Here is a 21618-nt window from a genome sequence, read left to right as displayed (position 1 = left end):
GTAATTGTTAGCGAACGGAAGAACTTTTTTGCCATATATAGATTCATTTACTCAATCTGCCAACTTGGGATAGTTGGCAGGCTGGTAAACATAAGAGTGGTCGTCATATTCAGGATGACTGGCACGCCATGCAGCTATTCCGGCATTGATAGTTTCAACGAAGGAAGCCTTCGTCATGTCGGAAACATTAGCATAGGAACATTCCATCACCCCTGTATTCACGGCTGCAATGCCACCTGTGGTTGTACCAACAACCTTGCCGGCCTGATAGCATCCGACAATGGTACCACTATTGCTGCCCACCAGTCCGCCGACAGAGGCCGAAGCGGCTGTACTCTTGGTAGTGCCAATATGATAGCTGGCAAAGATGACACCCGTATTCTCACCCACGAAGGCACCAGCAACAGTACTGTTGAACGTCACATCGCCCACCACCTTCGAACCGCAGATGAGTCCGGCATTGCTATTGGCAAAGAGGCCTGAACCACTGACAGCGGCAGCAGAATTTTCTGGAACGACGGCATTCACCTGCAATTGCTCTATCTTGGCATTGGCTCCGAGAGAAACGAAAAGCGGCGTTCCTTTCAAACGATAGATAAAGCGTTCGCCGCCCAGGAAAGTGCCATTGAACGGATGAGTGGCATCGCCAATACCTATCCAACTGAGCACCTGACTGTCATGTTCGGGCTGCAGGGTGATATCGGCATCCAGACGCACATACTTTCCGGCAAAGTCGTGACCGTTCTTCACCTCATAGGCAAACGACAGCAACTGATAGGCCGTACTAATCTGATAGGCCGTGTTCGGTGTCTCACCATTATGACCATAGATATCATACACCACATTATTCAACCGATAGAGCCAGGTAGCATCGTCCATTGTGGCATTGGCATCGCCAAGGATGGTTACATTCTTTCGCTCGGTGTCGTGCAGAAAGGTGGAATTTTTTTTCAGTTCGCCTACCTCGGGGGTAGCAACGAACAGCCAGTTTTCATAGTCGGCGCCAACGGTCATCTCTTCGTTGCGGTGGTTCAGCGAGATATTAATCGTTGTATTATAGCCTGCCTCGAAATAGACGCCCGTCAACGATGCCGTATAAGTCTTGGTAACATTCTCCTTGGGATTCAAAGGATTGGGATAGGTTACATCAAAACGAAGTTGTACCGTGCGGCCTTCCACATCGCTTTCAGGAATGGTACTGATATATTCGGCGGTCTGAGGGATAGTGATGCCATAGAAGGTGAACTTCTTATATTGTGCCGTTCCGCTTCCTTCGGCATTGGGAGTCCAAAGCAGAAGGTCCTTACGAGGATTATCCTCACCGTAGTTAACGGGCTGAACCCCCGCACTGGCCTGTTTCCAGACATATTTCGTTGGCTGATGGAGCAAGCGCATGTTGGAAACCACAGAACGGTTGTCAACAGCATTAGAACCTGCCGAGAAACCATCAATATCGACCACCACGCGCACATTGCTCAAAGCATGGGTAAACTTAACCTGGGCCACACTACCGCCAGGTTCGGCCGTTACCTGTGTGCTATAGGAAAGGAGCAGGTCTTCATTTTCCAGGTCTTCAGACGAGGAATAGACGATAGCGCCATTGTCTGAGGGATTTCCCAACGTACCGGCGTAATAGACTTTCTCACCTTCAATCGGCGTAAAAGGAGTCCAGTCGAAGTCGGCCACATTGGGAGTGCTATAGGCAATGAACGTATGAGGACTGACGGCATCGCTCCAATACACTCGCTCGGGTTCGTTTTCGCCAGCCTGACGCGTCCAGCCACCTCCATTTCCTGCAACGAAAATGATTCCTTCGTAACCGCCGAGGCCGGGATAGGTGAAACTGGGCAGCGGATTGAATGTACGACGAATATCGGTATATACAGCCTTGTCGCCACCCTTAAAAGCGCTGCGACCTATATACTCTTCCAGTTTGGTGACGGTTCCACGGGTGATGTTTCCGGAAGTGCCGTCATCGATAGTGGCCTGAATGCCCTGCAACTCAACGGCAGTGTCCAACAAGGAACCTGCCGTTTCATCATCGGCTGAGCATCCCGTGAAAACAACGGCCAGCAGAAGGGCCACGCACTTATATATCTGTTTTATGATCATGACTATTCGGTAGCTAATGTAATGGTTACAGGATACTGTTCTCCTTGCTTGAACTCTAAGGTCTGCAGTTCGTAGCTGTAACGTCTCTCTCCATCCCTGATCCAGAAACGGGCTTTCTCAGAAAGTTTACAGGGAGGTACAATGAGATAGTAGCAGCCAGAAGCCGCATCACGATGGGCGGTATAAACACCATCGTTAGGAATTGCAGGGAGACTATTTGGATTGGGATTTCCCGTCATTGGATAGACGATTGCCTTGCGCTGTGCATCATCGTTGATGGCAACACCCAGCACCTGACCGTTGTACTCCTTCGCACAACTGCACTTTTGCTGATAGCCGAAACCGGAGTTGACTTTGCTCTTACCGGCATAGTAGTCGCCAACCACCACTTCACGCTGGTCGATAGCAGGCATTCCTTCCAAGGTGACAACAGCCGAAGCGGAAAAACTCTCAGGAATGGCAATCTTCAGACAGGCCATCACATGCTGGAACGACAGGTGTACATTGTAGGAGCCCGTCTGCATATAGCTCTGCGCCCAAAGGAGATCAGAACTCAGGTAGTCATTCTCCTCGGTCTGGTCGGCATGGAACACATAGGAATATTGCGAATACATCGAACCGTTGGAAATGAAGAGAATATTTTCACTCCATGTAGAAGCGGTATATACATAGGGAGTCTGCTGGGCCTCGTACTGACTGAACAGGTTGGGAGCATCGGTATAGGCATACTGTCCCTCCACATCGACCTGATCACTGGCCACGATGGGAGTCCAAGCAGTGCCATTCCATTTCATCAGCCACAGGGCATCGGCACTATGACCATAGGTAGTCTCACCGAACTCTGTGTGGTCGCTGAAAGGGCAGATAATCTTCAATTTCATACGGTCGCCCACGGCAAAGGCATTGCCGGCAATATTGGTACGGGTGAGAGGCATGCCCTCGAAATCGCTGACTGAGGTGGTGAGCTGTAGCACGCCCTGTCGGGGCTGTGCAAGTTCGTCATCATCGCTCGAGGAACAAGCAGCCATCAAGAAAATGGCACACATGGAAATCAAAAAACGAAATAAAATATATCTCTTCATCACTTAAATTCTAAAATTTCCCCATCGTGGGAACTAAGGGGGGTACTCTTTTTCCTCGTGGGAACTAAAGGGAGGTCAATTATTCTGTTCCAACACGTTGGCGTTGCCGTCATCGGCAGGTGCACCACTCACCAACTGCGGATAGGTATGGGCATAGCCCACATTATTGTTCACATAATGACCGGCACAAGGATATTTCTTACCGAAGTCGGAACTGTTGTATTTCCAGATAGCATAGTTTATAGCCTTCCAAGGAGCCAGACCATAAAATCCCTGGCGCATGGTCTCGGTGGTGAGCTTGGAGAAAGGCATATCGTCAGCCAACAGGTTGTCGTTCTTGGCTTTCAGCACATACGACTTTGCACCGCGGATATATTCCTGTTGCTGATAGTTATCGACAATAGTACTCACAGCATGTGTACCGGGCGAGAGGGTCACATCATAATAGTTCACCATGAAACGTCCCCATTTCAAGGGTTCTCCCACACCCTGTGAGGCAAGAAAAGCATCTGAAGGATCGGCATAGCTGCCCAACAAGGCACCCGTTCCACTGGCAAGTCCCGATGCTGCCATCATATTGCCATACATAGTAAGATTGTCGGCCTTGCCCACCATAGCGCCACCAGCCTTTCCTTCATAGATACAACCAACCACATAACTGTTGCCAGAAAGCGTATGGGCAATAGGATTGCCGGATGAAGGCGCCTTGATTGAGACGCCAATGATAAAGGCGCCAAAGCCTGTCTTGGCATCTTTCGCCTCGGCCGTATTGAGCAACATAAAATCATGAGTGGTCTCAATCTTCAGGTTACTGATAGTGGCATCGTAACAGTGGCCGAACAGATAGCCGCCATCCATATACACATTCTTCAGGGTATGCATCTGTCCGTTGAACTCACCGCGAAAAGGATGGGCCCCGGGAGTTCCTAAGCGCACGGAAGGACTCTCATTGCCGATGGCAGTCAGTTTCCAGTCAAAGAAATCAAGGTCGCAATCCAGATACACTTTAAAATGGCGGTCCAGTCCTTCTTCATAGAAACTGTATGGTCCGCGAAGGGTGTCAGGCATCGTATAGGCCGGCTGGTCGGCAATAGCTGGGAAATAGTGATTATAGACCACACTATCGGCAACGGCCGTTCCATTCACCAGTTTGATGAACTCCAGAAACTCTTCACGCGACTTAATATGGAACTCCGGATCATAAGTATCGCTCAACTCCTTGGGGATGGCAGCGTTGATAGCGTCCTTCCACCACTGGTAACTTTTAGAATCTGTCTTGGGCTGAGCCTCATCTTTACCGTTACCCGTTTCCTGGTCCTGCTGTGCCCAAGAGAAGTTGTTCACGGGCGTGATGGTAAAACTCTCATAACGGTAGCCCACGCTGAACAGATAGCTATAGCCGGGAATCAGTTCCAGACCGTCAGGAAACATCTCGTCGCCGTTTTCATCCTTTATATCGCTGAGGGCAAAGATGTGATAGGTTGCCTCCACATTGTCGGTATTGGCTTTGTCGCCATCGTTCACGTCAAAGAGTTTAACCCTGAATCGAGTACAGGCAGGCAGACGAAGCGTCTCTCCCTGATTGCCGTCAGTACTCATGTCATAGGGAATGGTCACCATATACATACGTCCGTCAACGCCAGCAAACAAAGGGCGCTGCACATCGTCACGAATCTCGGCAGAGGTCTTGGTGCCAAAGGAAACGATGCCATCGGCTGTTGACTTATAGGGAATATCAGAGAAATCATTGGTATTGTCATAAAGCGTCTTTGTCATGGTTCGGAGCAGCGAGGTGTAAATATCGACCCCCGAAGGCATGCACATCTTCTCGTAAACAGCTTTTACTGCATCGGCCTCGGCCTGGGCATCGGCTTCGGTCTTTCCATGCTCGGCTGTTGACTCGTCACGCTCGGTAGAACCGGCATTGTCCTGACGCATATAGTCATGATAGTCAGTACACAATTCGGCACCGGCCAATTGGTTTCCCGACTTAGCCGTGAACCCGATACGACAGCCTTGATGACGAAGGGTCAATGGAACTTCCAGCGTAGGACCTGACACCGTGACCCATTCCGACACGCAATAGTCGGGATAGTACGACCCTTTTTTCTTACTGCTGATGCAACCGGCGAGATTGCTGCGTGACCACGAGCGGAAGCGAACGGTACGTCCGTTCTCCCATGTCAGCGAGTCGGCTGCTGTCTGCACGAAAGTTGTTCCCGGAGCATTGGAGCCTTTTGCGCCCACCTGCGGTTTCCAGTCGATATCGAGTGCCACGCTGGTACCTGTCACATACTTGGAAAACAGATAATATACACGATAAGCCTCAGTCTTACTGTCAAACGAAATACCCGCATCGGGAGAATACTGACGGTAGATGGTCATGATATCGCCCTCGTTGAAACTGCCGTCATGGCGATAAGTGGCACGAGTGGCAAAAGGTTCGGCCATCGAGGCACTGAAACTAACTCCCTGACCTAACAGTTCACCATGGAGAAACGATTGTTCTTCCATCTCCTCAGTACAGCCGGCAAGAAGAATGGAAAGGACTATATATATATAACGATTGATTTTCATACGCTATTCATATTCAGGTAATGAGGGCATGTTTGAAACAGGGGTGTCACCTTCCCAACAGTTGTTCACATAACCGGAAACAATGGCACCAGACTTGAAGAAGGAGCCGCCAGACAATTTGATATTAAGCAGTTCGGCACGCCATCCCAATGTGGGAACCCATTGACCGCCCTCGCTATGGACATTGGCTTGCCATATTGCATTCGCATCTTTTTCCTGTGGTGTAAGGTAAGTCCCGTTCAGACCATCGAACAGCCATGTTCGTTCGCCTTCAGTTGAAGTAATTGTAATGGTATGGTCCATCGCATCCAAATGGCCTGTAAACTCGAAATTATCGGGCAATATTGAGGACGGGATGGTAATATCATGATCCAGAATGAAATAGTCACCATGATGCTCACCTCCCTCATATGCCTGCAGCAGTAGTTCTATCCATTTCGAGTCTGACACATACTGAGCATCATCTTCTTCGTCCTGCAAATACTGATGTCCATCGGTCACAGTATGGTTGGTAGTACTATTGGTATAGGCACGCTGCCAACTGCTTCCAGCAATGGAGAGGGTATTCCCGTTCTGATTGTTCACACCATAATAGTTATCAGAACCAACGGTCTCTATCCAGAGTTCGCTACCGGAATTGTTGTAATCGACACGCTCGCGGGAGATACGCAGATAGACCACCGTCTCGTGGTTGGCATCGAGGTCGAAGGTGAATTTCTTCGTATAGTTCAGACCGTTGTCTAAGGTGATGTCGAAATCAATCTGATTGGTTGCCACATAAAGGTTCTGCTTGGTTTGGGCATTAGCAAAGCCTTCCTCATCGTACATCACATTATCCAGCGAGGTATAGGTAGGACGGACAATCAAATCATACACAGGAACTTTTCCATAGACCGTACGCTCATAAGCGCCATCGGCAGTCTGATTGGTCGTGGGATCGAACGTCAGTTCGTGAATATCTGCCCATTCTTTGTCGGTAGGATAGATATATTTCTTCTTCTGCGTATCGTAATAGCCAATGAACTCATCGGCCAATGATTTCTTTTGCGAATCATCATAACTGCCACGCTCGCCCACGAAATGAGGAATAGCCTTGCGCACCTTAGTCCAATGAGGAGTATCATCGGTTACGCCAGACAAGACATTCACATTACAGAAACGAATCTTTGAAGTGGTGGGGTCGTCCTTGCCATCAGTTTCCAAGGCATAGCCTTCGATTTTCACGTCACGACCGATAATCGGATCAATCAGGATATAGGCCAACACACGTGCAAGGCGATGACGGAAAGGCAGTTTGATGCGGCCCACAGTGGCATGAATAGTGTGATTGGGCGGCATGGCCAGATAGTGGTCAAGAAGGGTGTAGTTGCCCCATTGGGTTTCGTCGGTACCTCCCTTATCAAAATGCTGGTCGGTGGTCAGGCTGGTTGGAACAGCACCTGTAACCAGACGATCAGGTACATACACGCCGCTGAAGGAATGGGCTCCATTGTCAAACCAACGGGCAACCAGGTCATTATCTTTTCTCAGAAAAGAATACTCGGCTAAATTGCCCGATGAATACTTGATATCATCGTTGGCGTCAGACAGCAGTTTCAGGGTTGCCACACATGAGTTTGAACCAATTCCGTAGTGAATATCCAAACCAGTCTTCAACGGTTTCACTAGCCAGGAGATTCTTTCAGCATCGATTTTGGTAACTGTATCTTCAATGATAGCAGTAGCTCTCGTGGTGACAGACTGAACCGTCAACTCATCTGTATCGAGACCACCAACCTGAATAACGGGATTGGTATTATCGTCGGCAATCGCTGACTCATCCGTCTGCTGACAAGCCGTCAACAGCAGCGCCACATAAATGCCAATCAATAATGTATGTTTACGTTTCATCATCTTAATCGTCATAGTTCGTATTTTCTATAGGAGCAACAGCATTGCGACGGCCAATGAGTTGTTCTACCGACTTACCGTCAGGGAACGAGCCTACCCCATCGCTCTCACCCGGCCACCAGTTGCCTTGACATCCTTCAGCAATGCCATCTTTATCGAGGGCATATCCCACGACAGAACCTTTCTTTGAGTTCTTTGAGGTAATGAACCAACTGGTACAGTCGGTAATCAGTACGTTGGGATTCTCATGAACACTCTCCTTTTCGGCGGTACCTCCAAGGATGCCGCCATAGTAAATGCCCTTGCTATCGATACCTGCAACAGGAGTGGTCAGCGTGCCCTTGACTATCTGAGGGTCGGTATTGCGGAAGAGGGTGGCATCGGCATTGTAATACACACAGCGGGTGATGGTAGCCTTGGCGGCACAGGCTACGATGCCACCGGCATAGATGCGGGCACCATCGCCGATACCGTTTACCCAAATCTGAATATTGGCCTTGCACTGGCAGTCCTCGACCGTTGCTCCATCATAAGCCCACACCACTATGCCACCAGCATTGGATGCCTGAATACGATGAGCGCCTGCCTTCACCTTAATATTACTGATCTTGGCATTGGAACCTGTCACGGCATAGGCAAGGGCTGCAATGGCATCGGTACCATCAGTAAACTCGGTAATCAGGTCGCTGCTCAGGCGTACAGTCAAATCTCTGACCGTTCCCATCACATTACTGAAAAGCATACCATCGGTAGTAATTGTCATGTCGTTGCCATCCAGATGAAAAAGGACGTTTCCGTCGGCATGGGCATCGGAACTGTTGAGGATGTCGGTTCTTTTGCCATAGGTCCAGTCTAACATACTGAAACTGTCGGACAAGCGATAGTGCTTGTCAGTTCTGTTGTAGGCTGAGGTAAGTAGGAGTTCCAGTTCGTTTTGACGATCGAGCACGCCATCGTACTGTTCAGCGGCAACTGTCATATTCGGATTCTCCACCTCACCGAAAGCATTGGGAACATTGGTAGGCCAGGCATTGTTGTAAGCACGTAAATCCTTGTCGCCAGCCTTCGACTGAACAATATTCTTGAAATCAGCGGCCGACTGCGAGACGGTGATACCATAAATGAAGGTATTGCCCGTTACACGACCTACGGCCTCACCCACAATGCCGCCACCTTTCACGCCATCGCTACCGTCAACACGGGCATTCACGGTACATCCATCAATCACTGGCATTGGGCCGGAACCGTTTTCAGCATAAATAGAACGTGAGGCAATACCGCCTACAAAACCTGTTGAGCCATGGACAGGAAGAACAGAAGAGCAAGCTGTGATGGTGCCGGAATTGACAACGACCAATCCTGCCTGAGTGGCATAACCGGTAGATGCTTTTCCCTCGGCATCACGGGGGAACACATCAATACGCTCAATCTTTCCAAGGTTGGTCTCGGCAATGGCCGAAGCCACATGGGTATTGCCCACAGTAATGGTTCCATTCACAATAGTGCCTGAGGAACTGATAGTAGAGAACACTGGATGATTGGTATGGAAAGTAGCACCCGCCATGTTCAGGGTACAGTTCAAAGGCTGTGGTGTCCATTCGGCCACGGCATCGCCATCCTTCTCTAAGTCAATAGCATTCGGCACAATAATAGCCACATTGCCTTGCTTGTTTTCCTTACTGGTCAGGAAATCATAGAGTTCCTTCCGGTTCGTAATCTGAATCAGGTCGCCAGCCTGTCCGTAGTCATCAACAACAGAGGTGGTCACCGTTTCGGTCCAGTCCTCTACATAAGAGGTAATCACCACCTTACGACTACCGCGACCAAGTATAACGGTGATGACCAGATGCTGACCGGCATGGAGGTCATAAGCCTTCATGTGGTCATCGTCAGCAAAGTTTTCATCATTTCCGGCAAAGAATGTAAATCGCTGCTCAGAAAGTTTTATCTCGGCAATAGTGTCTGCTGTAGCTTTTGCCCGATAATCGTATGGATTGACAACTGCGGTATATTCCGTCGTCTCCACTTCATCTGCTGAAGGGTCATAACTGATAGAGGTCTTGTTTGCGAGAGGCTTTATCGCCTGATATTTTCCTTCAGCATAACTGAATATCTTAGTGGAGATATTCGTCTTGGCCTTGTCGAAAGTCAGGTCTTCTGGATTCACGCCTTCACCAGCTTTCAGTCGAATGGTGACCAGAGCACGCTGATGGCGCAGGAAAAGAGGAATACGCTTGTAATAGCTCACTTCATCTTGTCCAGATGGTGCCATACCTAATTCTTTATTGGCTGAATACCACTCTTTGAAAGTACGATAGTTCAGCGCATCTTCATCATCAACAGGGGCATTGGCACTTTCATTCCAAAGAGACATAAAGCCATAGCCCAACAACTGGTCCTGCAAGAGGAGCTTTGCCTTTGTTGTCTGATCGGACTCCAAAGAGACTGTTCCTGCTGTAGCCTTGAAGCCAACTTTTTGGGTATTGCCAGGCCAATAGAGGGGCGCAGTAGCAAGCAGATTGCCATCGTTTTCTTCTCCCGGCTGATAAACACCGCTACCTATTGCATCAGGAATGCCATCTTCAAACATCTCTATTGAGAAACGATAGTCATCAACTACTGCCTTGTAAGCGCCCATACGCTGACGGAAAGCATCTTCTTCAACCGTAGAACGAGTGATGACACTCGCCGGCAGATAGGTAGTAAAGGCAATTGGTTCGTCTGCATCAATACCATTGTCTGCCAAAGGTGACAGGTCTTCACCGCAACCAGTCAGCAATATTGCCATACTGAAGATTGAAATATGTAATATATAATATAAGGTGGACTTCATTCAAGTACTGTCTTAATTCATGATTGTTCCATCGGTTCCATAGACCAATTCTTCTTTCTGCTTCCAGTCAAGCACCTGCGTACGAATGACAGCGAGGATGCCTCGACGAACTTCCAAATCATACACGTATTTCATACCGCTGGCCAATGTTCTTAAAGGGACATCCGTTTCATTGGTCTCAGGAACTTCATAGGTAGAGACGTGCACAACGCCTGGGTCATCGGCTGTTCCCTCATGCCAGGTAACGCGAATGGCCCAAAGGTGACCGAACGTAATAGCATTGTATGACTTCAGGAATCCTACGGCATAGCCTTCATCATGTCCTTCTTCATCCTTGATTCCCGTTGCCATATCGAAGAGTGAGAAAGAGGTGCCCCACTTATTGTTTGCCAATTGTTCATCGGTATATTGGTCAAGGTCAACATCCTTGGCTTTGGTTGCATCTACAGTACCGTCGGGATGAAGGTGGGTGCTGACAATGCCCTCTGTGGAAACGCCCAAGAGTTCAACTTTTTCTATCTGTTCAGCTGTAATCTCTGCCGAATTATCCTCAGAGGATTTTACATTCACCTGCACCAAAGCAAACTGATGTTTGAAATAAAGGCGCACACGGTTGCCTTCCTGTGTAGAACCTGAAGGTTTTGCAATAGTAAGGGCAAGAATAGGATCGGGCTGTTCACTAATAGACTGTCGTGTGCCTCTCGCCAGATCGTAAGTGACGTTCTTGCCATTCACTACAGGTGTTTCATTGAGACGGTTATAGTCAGCTAAAGCCAGGAAGGCGTGGTTTAAACGATTCTGCCAATAGAACTGTCCAGTAAGATAGTTTGCATTGCCCAGAGTGTTACTAATCTGCAGGGAAGCAGTTGTCATCGTTCCGCCTTCTATCGGATCGACAACATCAAAATCGGTATCATCGGTATCGTTATTCTTTGCGTGATAGTACATTGAACAGATAAAGCGACTGCCTTGTGCCATATAGGGTATTGTAGCCCTGGTCACCGCAAGGTTCTCATTGCCGGAAGTGAACAGCACAGGTGTACCCACCACGCTATCGGCAGGCTCCGCCATCTCATCGCTGGCGGCACAACCCGCAAGCATAACTATTCCGAGTAATATGATAATTAAATTCTTCAACTCTCAATTATTATAGTTTTTATAGTGACTATAGTACTTATAGTGCCTATAGTTTCTATCGTTCCGTTAGTTCCCATTCAGTGGTTGCCGCTCGACCTATGGTTGCTTGCTACCAACGGGACACCCAAGCCTCTCATCTCTCAACTCTCATCTCTCACCTCTCATCTCTCACCTCTCATCTCTCATCTACACCTAGTCCCATTCAAGGTTTGCCTCACCACTACCTGTCTTTTCTTCCCAATCCAGAATCATGGCACGGAAGCTAACCTGTTCTTTCTCAATATGTATGGTATAGGTATAATGTTCACCACGTTTCCATTCGCCTATCACAGCATTATCGCTATCCTTGCACAAGTTGAGTTGCAAACGATAGGTAGTTCCATCGTTGAGCGTAATGGTCACGATGGCATTATTGTCTATGGTCTGCGGTACCACCACGACATCGGTATTTTCTGAAAGGCTCGAAATTGCCAGTGGCTCTTTCGCTATAGCAGTTGTAATGCTGCCATCTTCAATACTGATAGTTCCTGATGTATAAAGGTTGCTGACGGAAACAGTTGCATTTGTAAGATCGACCGCAGCTTCGCCTGTGGCTGTTTCCAAAACAAATTTAATCTTGCTCATCGCATGCTCAAACGCCATTGGGACATTGCCTGTTCGTGGAGCTATCGCCACGCCAGCTTCTAATGAGGCATGTTTGGCCGTAGTACCCCACAACACATCCTCGCCTTGGTTCACATCGGTACCTGTATTATTGGCTAGCGCACGGAAGAAGAACTTGTCTGTTCCATTGGGCCAACAGATAGCAGGAGTATTGCTCCATACCTTTTCTGTAGCATCATAGGTTGAGGTGGTGGCAAGACTGTAGTTGGCCGTAGCAGCAGATTCTTTCCAATACAAACGGAACGAGGCTCCGTCTTCAAAATCGATGCCATTTCCCTCAACAGTAAACACCTTAATATCATTATTGAAAATGATATCACCCTCACCGTTGGCATTCACCGTAACCCAGTCAGTCAAACTGGCTTGAACAGTCACAGCTGTTTTGCTTACGGTTATATCCAGATGATAGTTTACGCCAGACTTTGCAACGATGGAACTCTGATCGTCGGTATAGCCATCTGCCCAAGCAGTTGTCTTCAGCATATCGGCTGTCACTTTCAATGAATAGTCATTGCCATCCACATCGGTGATTTTCAACAATTCATTACCTAAGGTGAATGATGTACCAGGCGTAATAACAGCAGTATAGTTACGGGTATCCCCCGAAACATAGGCGGCAGCAAACATCCTGATATCGGCAGGAGTACCGCTGCTGACAACACCTTCAGGTGCGTTCACCTGGGCAATTGTATTGATATCCTTTAGCGTCAAGACGGTAGCAGACTGCGGATTACCGCTAAAGGTATCATCGGTTTTCAGCGTCACCGTCACTTCGCTCATAGCGTGAGAAAAGGGGACATTCAGCGTACCGAGCTGATCTTTAGCATGCGAATAAGGAACAGCCTTCTGTTCAGCCGACCACAACAGATCGGCATGCTGTACGTCCTCGGCTTTGGTCTGGTTACCAATAGTCCATTCCAAAGAACCAGTTTCTTCAGACAAGGCTGCTGAGGGAACTCCGCCATTATAACAATAGCCATAATAGGTTTGAAGAGCATGTCCATCCGTTCGCAAATCAGTATTGGCAGAGGCTGAATTACTGAAATCATCCCAATATAGCACAGGCGATTCTGAAGCCTTAAAGGTTACAAGCTTAGGAGCCTGATCGGCCGATACAGGCGTATAACTACCTTTCTGGGTACCTACAGTATGACGGATGTACACCATGAGTTCATCCGTATCATCGAAACTGCTGCCGGATGCTCTTGTAACGACTTTCTCATTACTAAGATTGGCAGCTATCTGCAAAGGTGTCTTACCTTCAGCCGACAGCAAAGCAGTCTGTTCCTCGTCAGCTGTGCAGCCTGAAAGTAGCAAGGCAATACCGATATATAAAATAATCTTCTTTGTCATCTTTTAAATAATACTCTTAGAACCACACATCCTCTTCAGCTTTGACCGTGGACCAGTCATCCAAGGTCGCCGATACTGTAATCTCTGTTTTTGAGAGTTTCAGATGATACACATAATGGACACCCGATTCCCATTTCCCGTTAGGAGCCACAAGAACGGCAGTACCTGTTTTTTTGATGGGTGCCACATCAGCATAATACACATCGCCATTAGCCAATGTGATACGGAAACGGACATTTGTAGAAGCCTGTGCTGCTGTATAGGTCAATTGTTGTGGTACAATTGCACTTAGACGCATGTTCTCATTGCCGGCTCCACTAACAGTAGCCAGTGTGTAAGAAGAAAGAGAACCTGTGGGAATAACTTCTCTGTCACCCAGTTTCACATCGCCGGTATTATAGACGTTTACAATTTCGACGACAGCATTTTCCAAATTGACCTGGCTACTGGTATTTGTCGTTGACAAGTGCACCTCTACCTGGGCCATCATATAACGGAAGTTCAGGTTTACATTTCCCTCGGTTGCACAGATGCCACCATTGAAAAGGTTTGTCCTTGTGTGACCGGGTTCATCATTGGTGCACGTTGCATCCTCATCAATCTCGGGGCGGGCAATCTGCAAATCAGAGGGGAAGGAGCCTGCAGCATAAGCGACATTCTGCACTTTTATCACCTGATAGTTCTTCGCATTGTGGATAGCCGTCTCTACATGAGGAGCTGTTAGGTTGTCGGGATCGGTGGTTGTACGAGGCAATACCCCACGGAACTGATAGTGAATATTATGATGAGCCCAGAACAACCGAGGAGTCATCGTCCAATCGGTGCCTGATTTACTGACCACACTTTCTTCCTTATAGAAACCATTCTCAACCAATGACGAGTCATTACTATACCCATCATCCAATGAATTACTGCGATAGAAGCTGAACGCATCATCACCATAGGAACTTGAGCTATTACCGAAATCAGCCCAGACATTGATGACAGGTGAAACTTCCTCTGCTGTAATATCTGTCCAGTTCACAATAGTAGCCGTAACAGAGATACTTGTCTTATTGACAGTTACATTAATAATATAATTTTTTCCGGCCTCTAATATATAAGCTCCATCCGTTGCATGGCTGGTAGCATTTATAGCCGTACGAATCTTCTCGCCTGTCACATAATAGATATTGCCATCTGCCTGAACACGGGCTATGATAGCATCGTCTGCCTTAAATTCACTTCCGGGCATCACCAATGCCTCTTTTGTAACATTATAGCCTGATGTAGCAGCAGATGCCTGATACATAGTGATGACGGCCTTGTCAACCAAAGTCACAACGCCATTGGTCACATTTACAGTTCCTTTGGTATAGGCCCACTCATCGTTGATGGTTGCCCCTGCCTCATTACTGGTCAGTTCAACGACAGGATTAGCAACAAATTCACCACCAGTGAATCCATCACCAGCCTTCAAGTTCACCGTTATTTTACTCATAGCATGGCGGAAAGCAAGCTGCTTGCCAGCTGTGCGTTCATCAAACAGATAAGTGCCATCGGTAGTACCTTCCTTAATATTGTTCGATATCAGCAAGTCGTTATGAGTCCATCCTGCTGTTTGATCGGCCTTCACGTCCCAACTGAGTGCTGTCCAGTCAGTAACCGTAGGAGCTATTTTCTCTCCATCCACAGCAACGCCATAGATAGTCAAGCCTTGAGTACGTCCTGAAGATGCGTTTGCCGGATCTGCCATTCCGTAATCATCCCAATAGAGAGCAGGACTCAGCTCCAGATCATTGGCAGTAGATGTAGAGACTTCCACTTCGGCAATACTGGTTTTCACTATATTCTCAGGAGTATGTCCTGTCCATGTACCACTCACTTGCAAAGCAATAGCAGTATTGGGCTTAAGAGTCTGATAAGTTTCACCGGCAGCTCGTGTCTCCGCCTGAAGAGTTCCTTCAACAAGTCCTGCCGACAGTTCTATCTGTCCACCTAAAGAGTGATTGGCGCCGTTGTTGGGATCATCTTCGCTACTACAAGCAGTAAGAAGAGCCAGAGGAATAATATATATATAATGTGTAAGCCTCATCTTCAATATCTGATTATGTGTAAGCCTCATCGTCATTATCTGATTTGAACATTGTCGTCACCGGCTTCAACTGTCTCCCAGGCAGCCAGACTGGCCGTAATCTTGGTGATGCCTGCCTTGGTCAGTTTGAAGGTATAGGTGTACTGATAGTTGGGCAACCAGCGATTGATGACATATTTCGAGCCCGACTTGGGGTAAGGATTCTGGATGATATTATCTCCTACCGTAGCAGCCAGCACGGCTTCCATGTTGACGATATACAGGTTGTTATCTGCTGTAGTAATGGTCAGTTCAACATTCTCCAGCGACTGCGGCACAAATCCATAGTGCCAGGGGATCTCGTTGCTGCCTGCCATCTTTTCGTTGCTTACGGTTGCAGTACCATTGTCGGCAATAACAAGTCCGTTACCCATCAGCACCTTTCCAGTGGTATGAATGTTGTTCAGGTCCATCTTAGCGTTGGTCAGGTCCACCTTATCGGCACCTTCGGTAGTTGTCAGATTAATGGTTACATCACTCATCATGTGGAACATAATCATATTGACCGTACTCTTCGTAGGACCAATAGCCTTGGAGAGCTGATGGCCTGAACCTTTACCGTCGAAACCTCTGCTGTCGCTATCGTAAGTCAACTTACTTGAAGTTGTCTCAAAAGGAGCACCCCAGCACACATCACGATAGCTGTCGGCAAAGTCAGCTGTCAGCGAGATATAGTCATCACTGTTCCCTGCACTCTCTACCTTCCACGTATCATCCGTCTTCGGCATCACCGTACGGAAATGATAGAACGTCTTGTTGTCTGGCCAGTACCAGGCAGTATGGGGATCCTGAGCCTCTTCGGCAGCATAGATGCCCGAATTAACTATAGCCTCTACGAGCTGAGCCTTGTTCTCCACAGGAGTATATCCAGTCTGCCAGTCATAACGGGTGAAGTCATCATCAATGGCCCCATCGTTATAGTTGCCTGCTCTGAAGAGGTCGAAGTCGGCAGCGCCTTTCTTCTGCACACCCTTATCGAGCAGCGTCATAGTGATGCGGGCATTGCTTGGTTCCACCACGTCGGCGTTCACCGTTTCCCAGTCAACCACAGCAGCGGTAAAGCTATCCATCTTCTTTTTGCCCACGGTCATGGTGAACACATAGTGCACGCCAGCTAACATTTTACCTTCATTCAGGCGAAGCGGTTTACCTTCTTCTTCTGCCTTTTTCACCAAAGCATTGTACAACGTCTGCTTTGTCAGCTGGTACAAGTTATTGTTGATGATGAAACTTACGGTACCTATCTCTATATCCATCAGATTTGTACCAGGCAGCATCAGTCCGTCCAGCACATATTCATAACCATCCGTGGTTTTAGTAGCTGCCACAGCCAACTCATTGATGTCTGCTTCAGAGCTGGTAATGAACTCGCCCTGTTCAATATCAAAGGTGCCATTGGCCAGGAACTTCTTCAGCACGATATTCTGACCGGCTTCAGAGAATTCGAACTTCTCATCTTTCTCAAAGCCTTCTCCTTTCTTAATTTTAAAGGTGACACGAGTTAGTGCATGATAGAAAGTCATCAGACCACTACCAAATTTCTTGTGAGTCTCATCAAATGCCACACGACCATCGCCAACTGCCGACACATTGTTACTGAAACAGATATCTTGACTGCTAACGAAATCTGTGGTTTGCTGTGCGACGGGAGTTGTTCGTAGAGGCCATTCGATGGTGGTGGCGCCATTAGTCTCGTTCCACGTATTGTCGTAGTTGTCCGAGTTGTTGATCTCCCATTTGGTATTATCCACCCAACCCGACTTAACTGCTTGCTCGTGAACTGAAGCCTCCAGATAATAATTTGGCACACAAATGGCATAGGCAGACAACTGCGAGTTGCGTGAATAGCTATCCTCCCAGAAACGACCATATTGTGTATTAAATTTCAGTTTATTATTGCCTGAAGTGGAGCCTTCAGCATAAGCGATGGTTCGCGTAAACATCGGGGCGGCCATTGTATTTTCTTTGTCCTCGCTCTTCAGTACCATATAGATACTGGTACCCAATTCAAGGGGCTTGGAACCGGTATTGTCAGTGGTTACGACGCTACGGGTAACTCCACGAGTGATACTGGGAGCATCGTCAGATATGCCAGCCGCCAGATCAATAGTGGTTTTGCTCTGATTGTCGGGAATAGAAAGCTCCTCGTCTGAGCTGCATGCCGAGAGTGTCAGCATGCAACCCAGAGTAAGTGCTATATATTTATCCGCCTTAATTAGCATTTATTCCTTTTTCTGGTTTCAATATTAGTTTTCAAGGTCGATTTCGATATCGGTGCCCTCAACGATTTCCCAACCAACAACAGCGGCAGTAATGCGCTCAATACCAGTCTTCTTGACAGTAATATTGTAGGTGTATTGGAAACCTGGATACCAGGCAGTGATGATATCATGCCCTTTATCATCCTTCTCTGTATAAGGATTAGCCAGACTGTTGGTTGCCACTGTAGCCGTACAAGCGCTCAAATCTTTCACCAAATACTGGTTATTATCAGGTGTGGTGATACGAATACCAATGGTACCACCTGTCCAACTCAGCACCTGAGGAACCATACCATAAGTATATCCTTCAACTTTAGCGCCTGCAGTATTTGTGCCTGCAGTATATGTTCCGGCAGTCATCTCAACTTCAGTTGTTCTTGTATTGCCAGTAGCAGAAACAAGACCAGTACCCATCAGCACAGTTCCCGTGGGCAGGAAGTTCAGAATCTCAACTTTAGTTAGTTTATCATCTTTTTTCAGAATAACACGGCTGGCATCTTTTTCATCCTTAGTAATCACATTAACCTTGATTTGGCTTGTGATGTGGAACAGCTTCATATTAATATCGCTGGTGGTGGAACCGATGGCTTGAGCAATCTGATGATTGTCGCCAGAAGTGTTATCAAAGCCATACTCAGAAGAATAAGTCAAGAGGCCTGTAGAAGCCTTGAAAGGTGCACCCCATAGCCAATCCTTATACTCAGAGCCAGTCTTGCTGATTTCGCCTGCTTTAATTTCAAAATAGTCACCAGTTGCAGTGTTAGCTTCAATTGTAACGCTTGGCGTACCGGTAGTATTCTCATCATAGCCAGCAGCACGGAAATGGTAGTAGGTCAAATTATCCTCCCAGAACCAGTTGGTTTTCCATAAATTATTTTCAGAATCCCATTCCTTGGTGGCGGCGCCATCAGTAGTATAACCACTAGCCCAATCATAGTTGGCCGCAGTCAATCCATCGATATAGTTATTAGCAGTCTTGGCAGCACGATAGATATTGAACTTAGCTGCACCGCTCTCATTAAGTCTGGCAGTACGATCATCAAAGGTAAATGTAGGATAGGTGTTTTGAGCCTTTGCATCAGAAGAGTTAACTTCCTCCCAATCCACAATAGCAGCGGTGATTCGGTCGATGCTCTTCTTACCTACAGAGAGGTTAATAACATAATGCTTACCAGCTTCAATGATGGTAAAATTCTTATAAGCGCTTTCTTGATCGTTCTCGTAGAACTTACGGACGGCTTCTGCAATCTGTTTGCCAGTCACATAATATTTAGCGTTGTCAATTTCAAATTCAACAACATTAGACTCTGTAGTGAAAAGGTTATTACCAGGCAACACATAAGCATTGAGCTGACGAGTGGTCTGAGCATCAGGAGTTGATTTTGTAGTCTCGTTCATCTGAGTGATATCATTTGAAATCAACTGCGTATTTTCATCATTAACCCATTCACCTTTTGCTACATCGAAAGTGCCGCTGGTGTAGAAACCTTTCAGAGTGATATTCTGAGAAACGCCCGCAAAGGTTTTATTCTTTGACCACTTAAAGTCAGCATTAGAAGTGTTATTAAAACCTGTTCCCTCTTTCAGATTAATCTCAATCCAAGCCAAAGCGTGATTGAATACCAAATGACCTTTATCGAACTTACCGGTAGTTGAGCCTGCCTCTTTGGCAACCCATACCAGTTGGCCATCCTCGAAATCTTTAGAATCCCATTTGTTTTCGGTAGTGTTATACACATTGCTATAACGACCGCCCTTACCATTTTCACTGATATTATTACTATAAGTAAGGTTATCAGTCTTCATCGTCTCATCGGTCTGTTCCGTGTTTACACTCCATGTTACAGTAGTATAATCATCACCTCTAGACCAATTAGGATTGGTATTTGCATCTACAACAGTAAAACCTTCTTTGCTCAATTGGGGAAGTGCTGCACTTGTCTGGCCAGGAATAGCAAAAGCATAGATAGTCAACTTAGACTCACGACCAAAAGCATCATCCCAATAACGCTCCTTACCAGAGATATATTCTAAACTTGACAGGTCAGAAGCATTCTCGATAGCCTTTGCTGTTGCAACAGCCTCAGTATAACGAGGATTTCTGCCAGCAGCCTCAGCCTTAATACGCATCTCTACTCGAGTGTCAGCGGTAAATCCAGCTGCTGCACGAGTGACGGCATTGTCATCACCTGAAAGGGCGATCAGTTCGCGGCCGTCAATCACTTCGTTATTAACATTTGAAACTATTGACTCAGAAGCGTCCTCTGAGCAAGATGCCAGTGCACAGAGTGCGAGGACTGGCAGGGTACGGTAAAAAAATCGTTTCATTATACAATTATTTTTTGTTTTTATAATTCAACAGGTATTTCTGATGTCTGTACCTCGTCCCACGACAGTATCTCGCAGGTATCGAGGAATATATCGTGTCCAAGCAGATTGGGTATGTGCAGATAATAGACATATCGCTTTTCAGGCTCCCATGCGAAGTATTCGCCTGCTGCATTCTCCTTGTCCATAGTCAACAGACTGTTGTAGGCAAAAGTATGCGACTCGTCCACTGTTCCATTCACCACATGGTCGGTCTGCATGGTTATCTGTACACGGATTCTGAGATTCTTCTGTGGGATTTGCTGAAGATAAGACGGACAAAGGTCGAAAGCCGTTTCCCTGTTCAGATTATCACGCAGGTTCAGGCCCGCATATTCGCCATGACTCAGCAATACAAATTCACCAGTAGCGGTAGCATTGTTAGAGAAAGTGCCTTTGCCCAGTCCTTGCGCATTGGTAGCGGTATAGGTTTGACTGGACGTAATGAAATTGTTCCCGTCATTGACAATTGAGATTTGAACATCCTTCAACGTCACCTGATAGTCGGGCGATGAAGGCTGTGGGTCATCAATAAAGATACGGAATCCCACTTTTGAAATCAGATGATGGAAGGGCAGATGCACTTCACGCACTGCATTTGCCTTTGCATCGGCATTAATCTCAACTTTCTTTATACAATCACGATCTACATAGTCATCACCTTCTTTTACCCGGTTTACATGTGATACCAGACAAGGCTCAGCTTCTTTACTCTCCACATTATACACGTCATCCACAAGGGTTTGTGCCCTGAATGGCTGAAGCTGAACATCTATACTTATACCCGTAGCATCAAGAGACGCAGCATCCATATAGGGCGACACGGCGCGGAACTCATAAGGGAAAGCCGAAAGATCCCAGTAGCGCTGTGGCTGGTCGTTCACACCCACGTAGTTCCACTTATAGGGTGCGGCAGAAGCGGTGTAATCTACCTTGAATCCGCTCATCACCGTAAGCTGTTCCTGCTTGTCAAAATTTTTCCAGGTGCTCACACGAAAGTCTGCCTCCAAAGGAGTAGAACCTTTGGTGACAACTGACTCCGGTGCCGACGATGATGTGCCAAAGACCATTGGCAGATGATCGTTCACAACATTGACGTCTTCCAACACGCCGTCGGAAGAGCAAGAAGCAGCAAACACAGTTGTTACAGTCAAGAGAATGTAACGGAATATACGCATAGTGTTAAGAATCTAATGGTATATATCTCCGGGGCACGAGGCCCCGGAGAAT

The 21618-nt window shown here is 47.2% G+C and carries 11 protein-coding genes; all 11 read right to left on the bottom strand.

The annotated features are described in order from the left end of the window. Nucleotides 1-51 precede the first annotated feature (51 nt). Nucleotides 52-2112, bottom strand: a complete 2061-nt coding sequence (locus L6475_RS01820; RefSeq protein ID WP_237821945.1) for a fimbrillin family protein — start codon at nucleotides 2110-2112, stop codon at nucleotides 52-54. Nucleotides 2113-2114: 2 nt separating this feature from the next. Beyond that, complete coding sequence (locus tag L6475_RS01815) at nucleotides 2115-3194, bottom strand: fimbrillin family protein (protein ID WP_237821943.1); 1080 nt, start codon at nucleotides 3192-3194, stop codon at nucleotides 2115-2117. Nucleotides 3195-3269: 75 nt separating this feature from the next. Beyond that, on the bottom strand, nucleotides 3270-5771 hold the full coding sequence (locus tag L6475_RS01810; protein ID WP_237821941.1) for a hypothetical protein: 2502 nt from the start codon (nucleotides 5769-5771) through the stop codon (nucleotides 3270-3272). A 3-nt stretch (nucleotides 5772-5774) separates the two neighbouring features. After that, nucleotides 5775-7664, bottom strand: coding sequence for a hypothetical protein (locus tag L6475_RS01805; RefSeq protein WP_237821939.1), 1890 nt, complete (start codon nucleotides 7662-7664; stop codon nucleotides 5775-5777). A 1-nt stretch (nucleotide 7665) separates the two neighbouring features. Next, nucleotides 7666-10449, bottom strand: coding sequence for a fimbrillin family protein (locus L6475_RS01800; protein ID WP_237821937.1), 2784 nt, complete (start codon nucleotides 10447-10449; stop codon nucleotides 7666-7668). A 57-nt stretch (nucleotides 10450-10506) separates the two neighbouring features. Further along, nucleotides 10507-11595, bottom strand: a complete 1089-nt coding sequence (locus L6475_RS01795; protein WP_237821935.1) for a fimbrillin family protein — start codon at nucleotides 11593-11595, stop codon at nucleotides 10507-10509. A 228-nt stretch (nucleotides 11596-11823) separates the two neighbouring features. Then, the gene (locus tag L6475_RS01790) at nucleotides 11824-13647 is read right to left on the bottom strand and encodes a fimbrillin family protein (protein WP_237821933.1); all 1824 of its coding nucleotides are present in this window, start codon (nucleotides 13645-13647) and stop codon (nucleotides 11824-11826) included. Between the two features lie 16 nt (nucleotides 13648-13663). Beyond that, complete coding sequence (locus L6475_RS01785; protein WP_237821931.1) at nucleotides 13664-15751, bottom strand: fimbrillin family protein; 2088 nt, start codon at nucleotides 15749-15751, stop codon at nucleotides 13664-13666. Nucleotides 15752-15756: 5 nt separating this feature from the next. Next, nucleotides 15757-17982: a fimbrillin family protein gene (locus L6475_RS01780; RefSeq protein WP_237821929.1), complete on the bottom strand. Its 2226-nt coding sequence runs from the start codon at nucleotides 17980-17982 to the stop codon at nucleotides 15757-15759. Nucleotides 17983-18006: 24 nt separating this feature from the next. Continuing rightward, complete coding sequence (locus L6475_RS01775; protein ID WP_237821927.1) at nucleotides 18007-20349, bottom strand: fimbrillin family protein; 2343 nt, start codon at nucleotides 20347-20349, stop codon at nucleotides 18007-18009. A gap of 20 nt (nucleotides 20350-20369) precedes the next feature. Then, nucleotides 20370-21566: a fimbrillin family protein gene (locus tag L6475_RS01770; RefSeq protein WP_237821925.1), complete on the bottom strand. Its 1197-nt coding sequence runs from the start codon at nucleotides 21564-21566 to the stop codon at nucleotides 20370-20372. Between the last annotated feature and the right edge of the window lie 52 nt (nucleotides 21567-21618).

Origin of the sequence: Prevotella sp. E9-3, assembly GCF_022024015.1 — a bacterium.
Lineage (GTDB): Bacteria > Bacteroidota > Bacteroidia > Bacteroidales > Bacteroidaceae > Prevotella.
The sequence above is the reverse complement of the archived record's forward strand: the minus strand, read 5'-3'. Positions and strand labels throughout refer to the sequence as shown.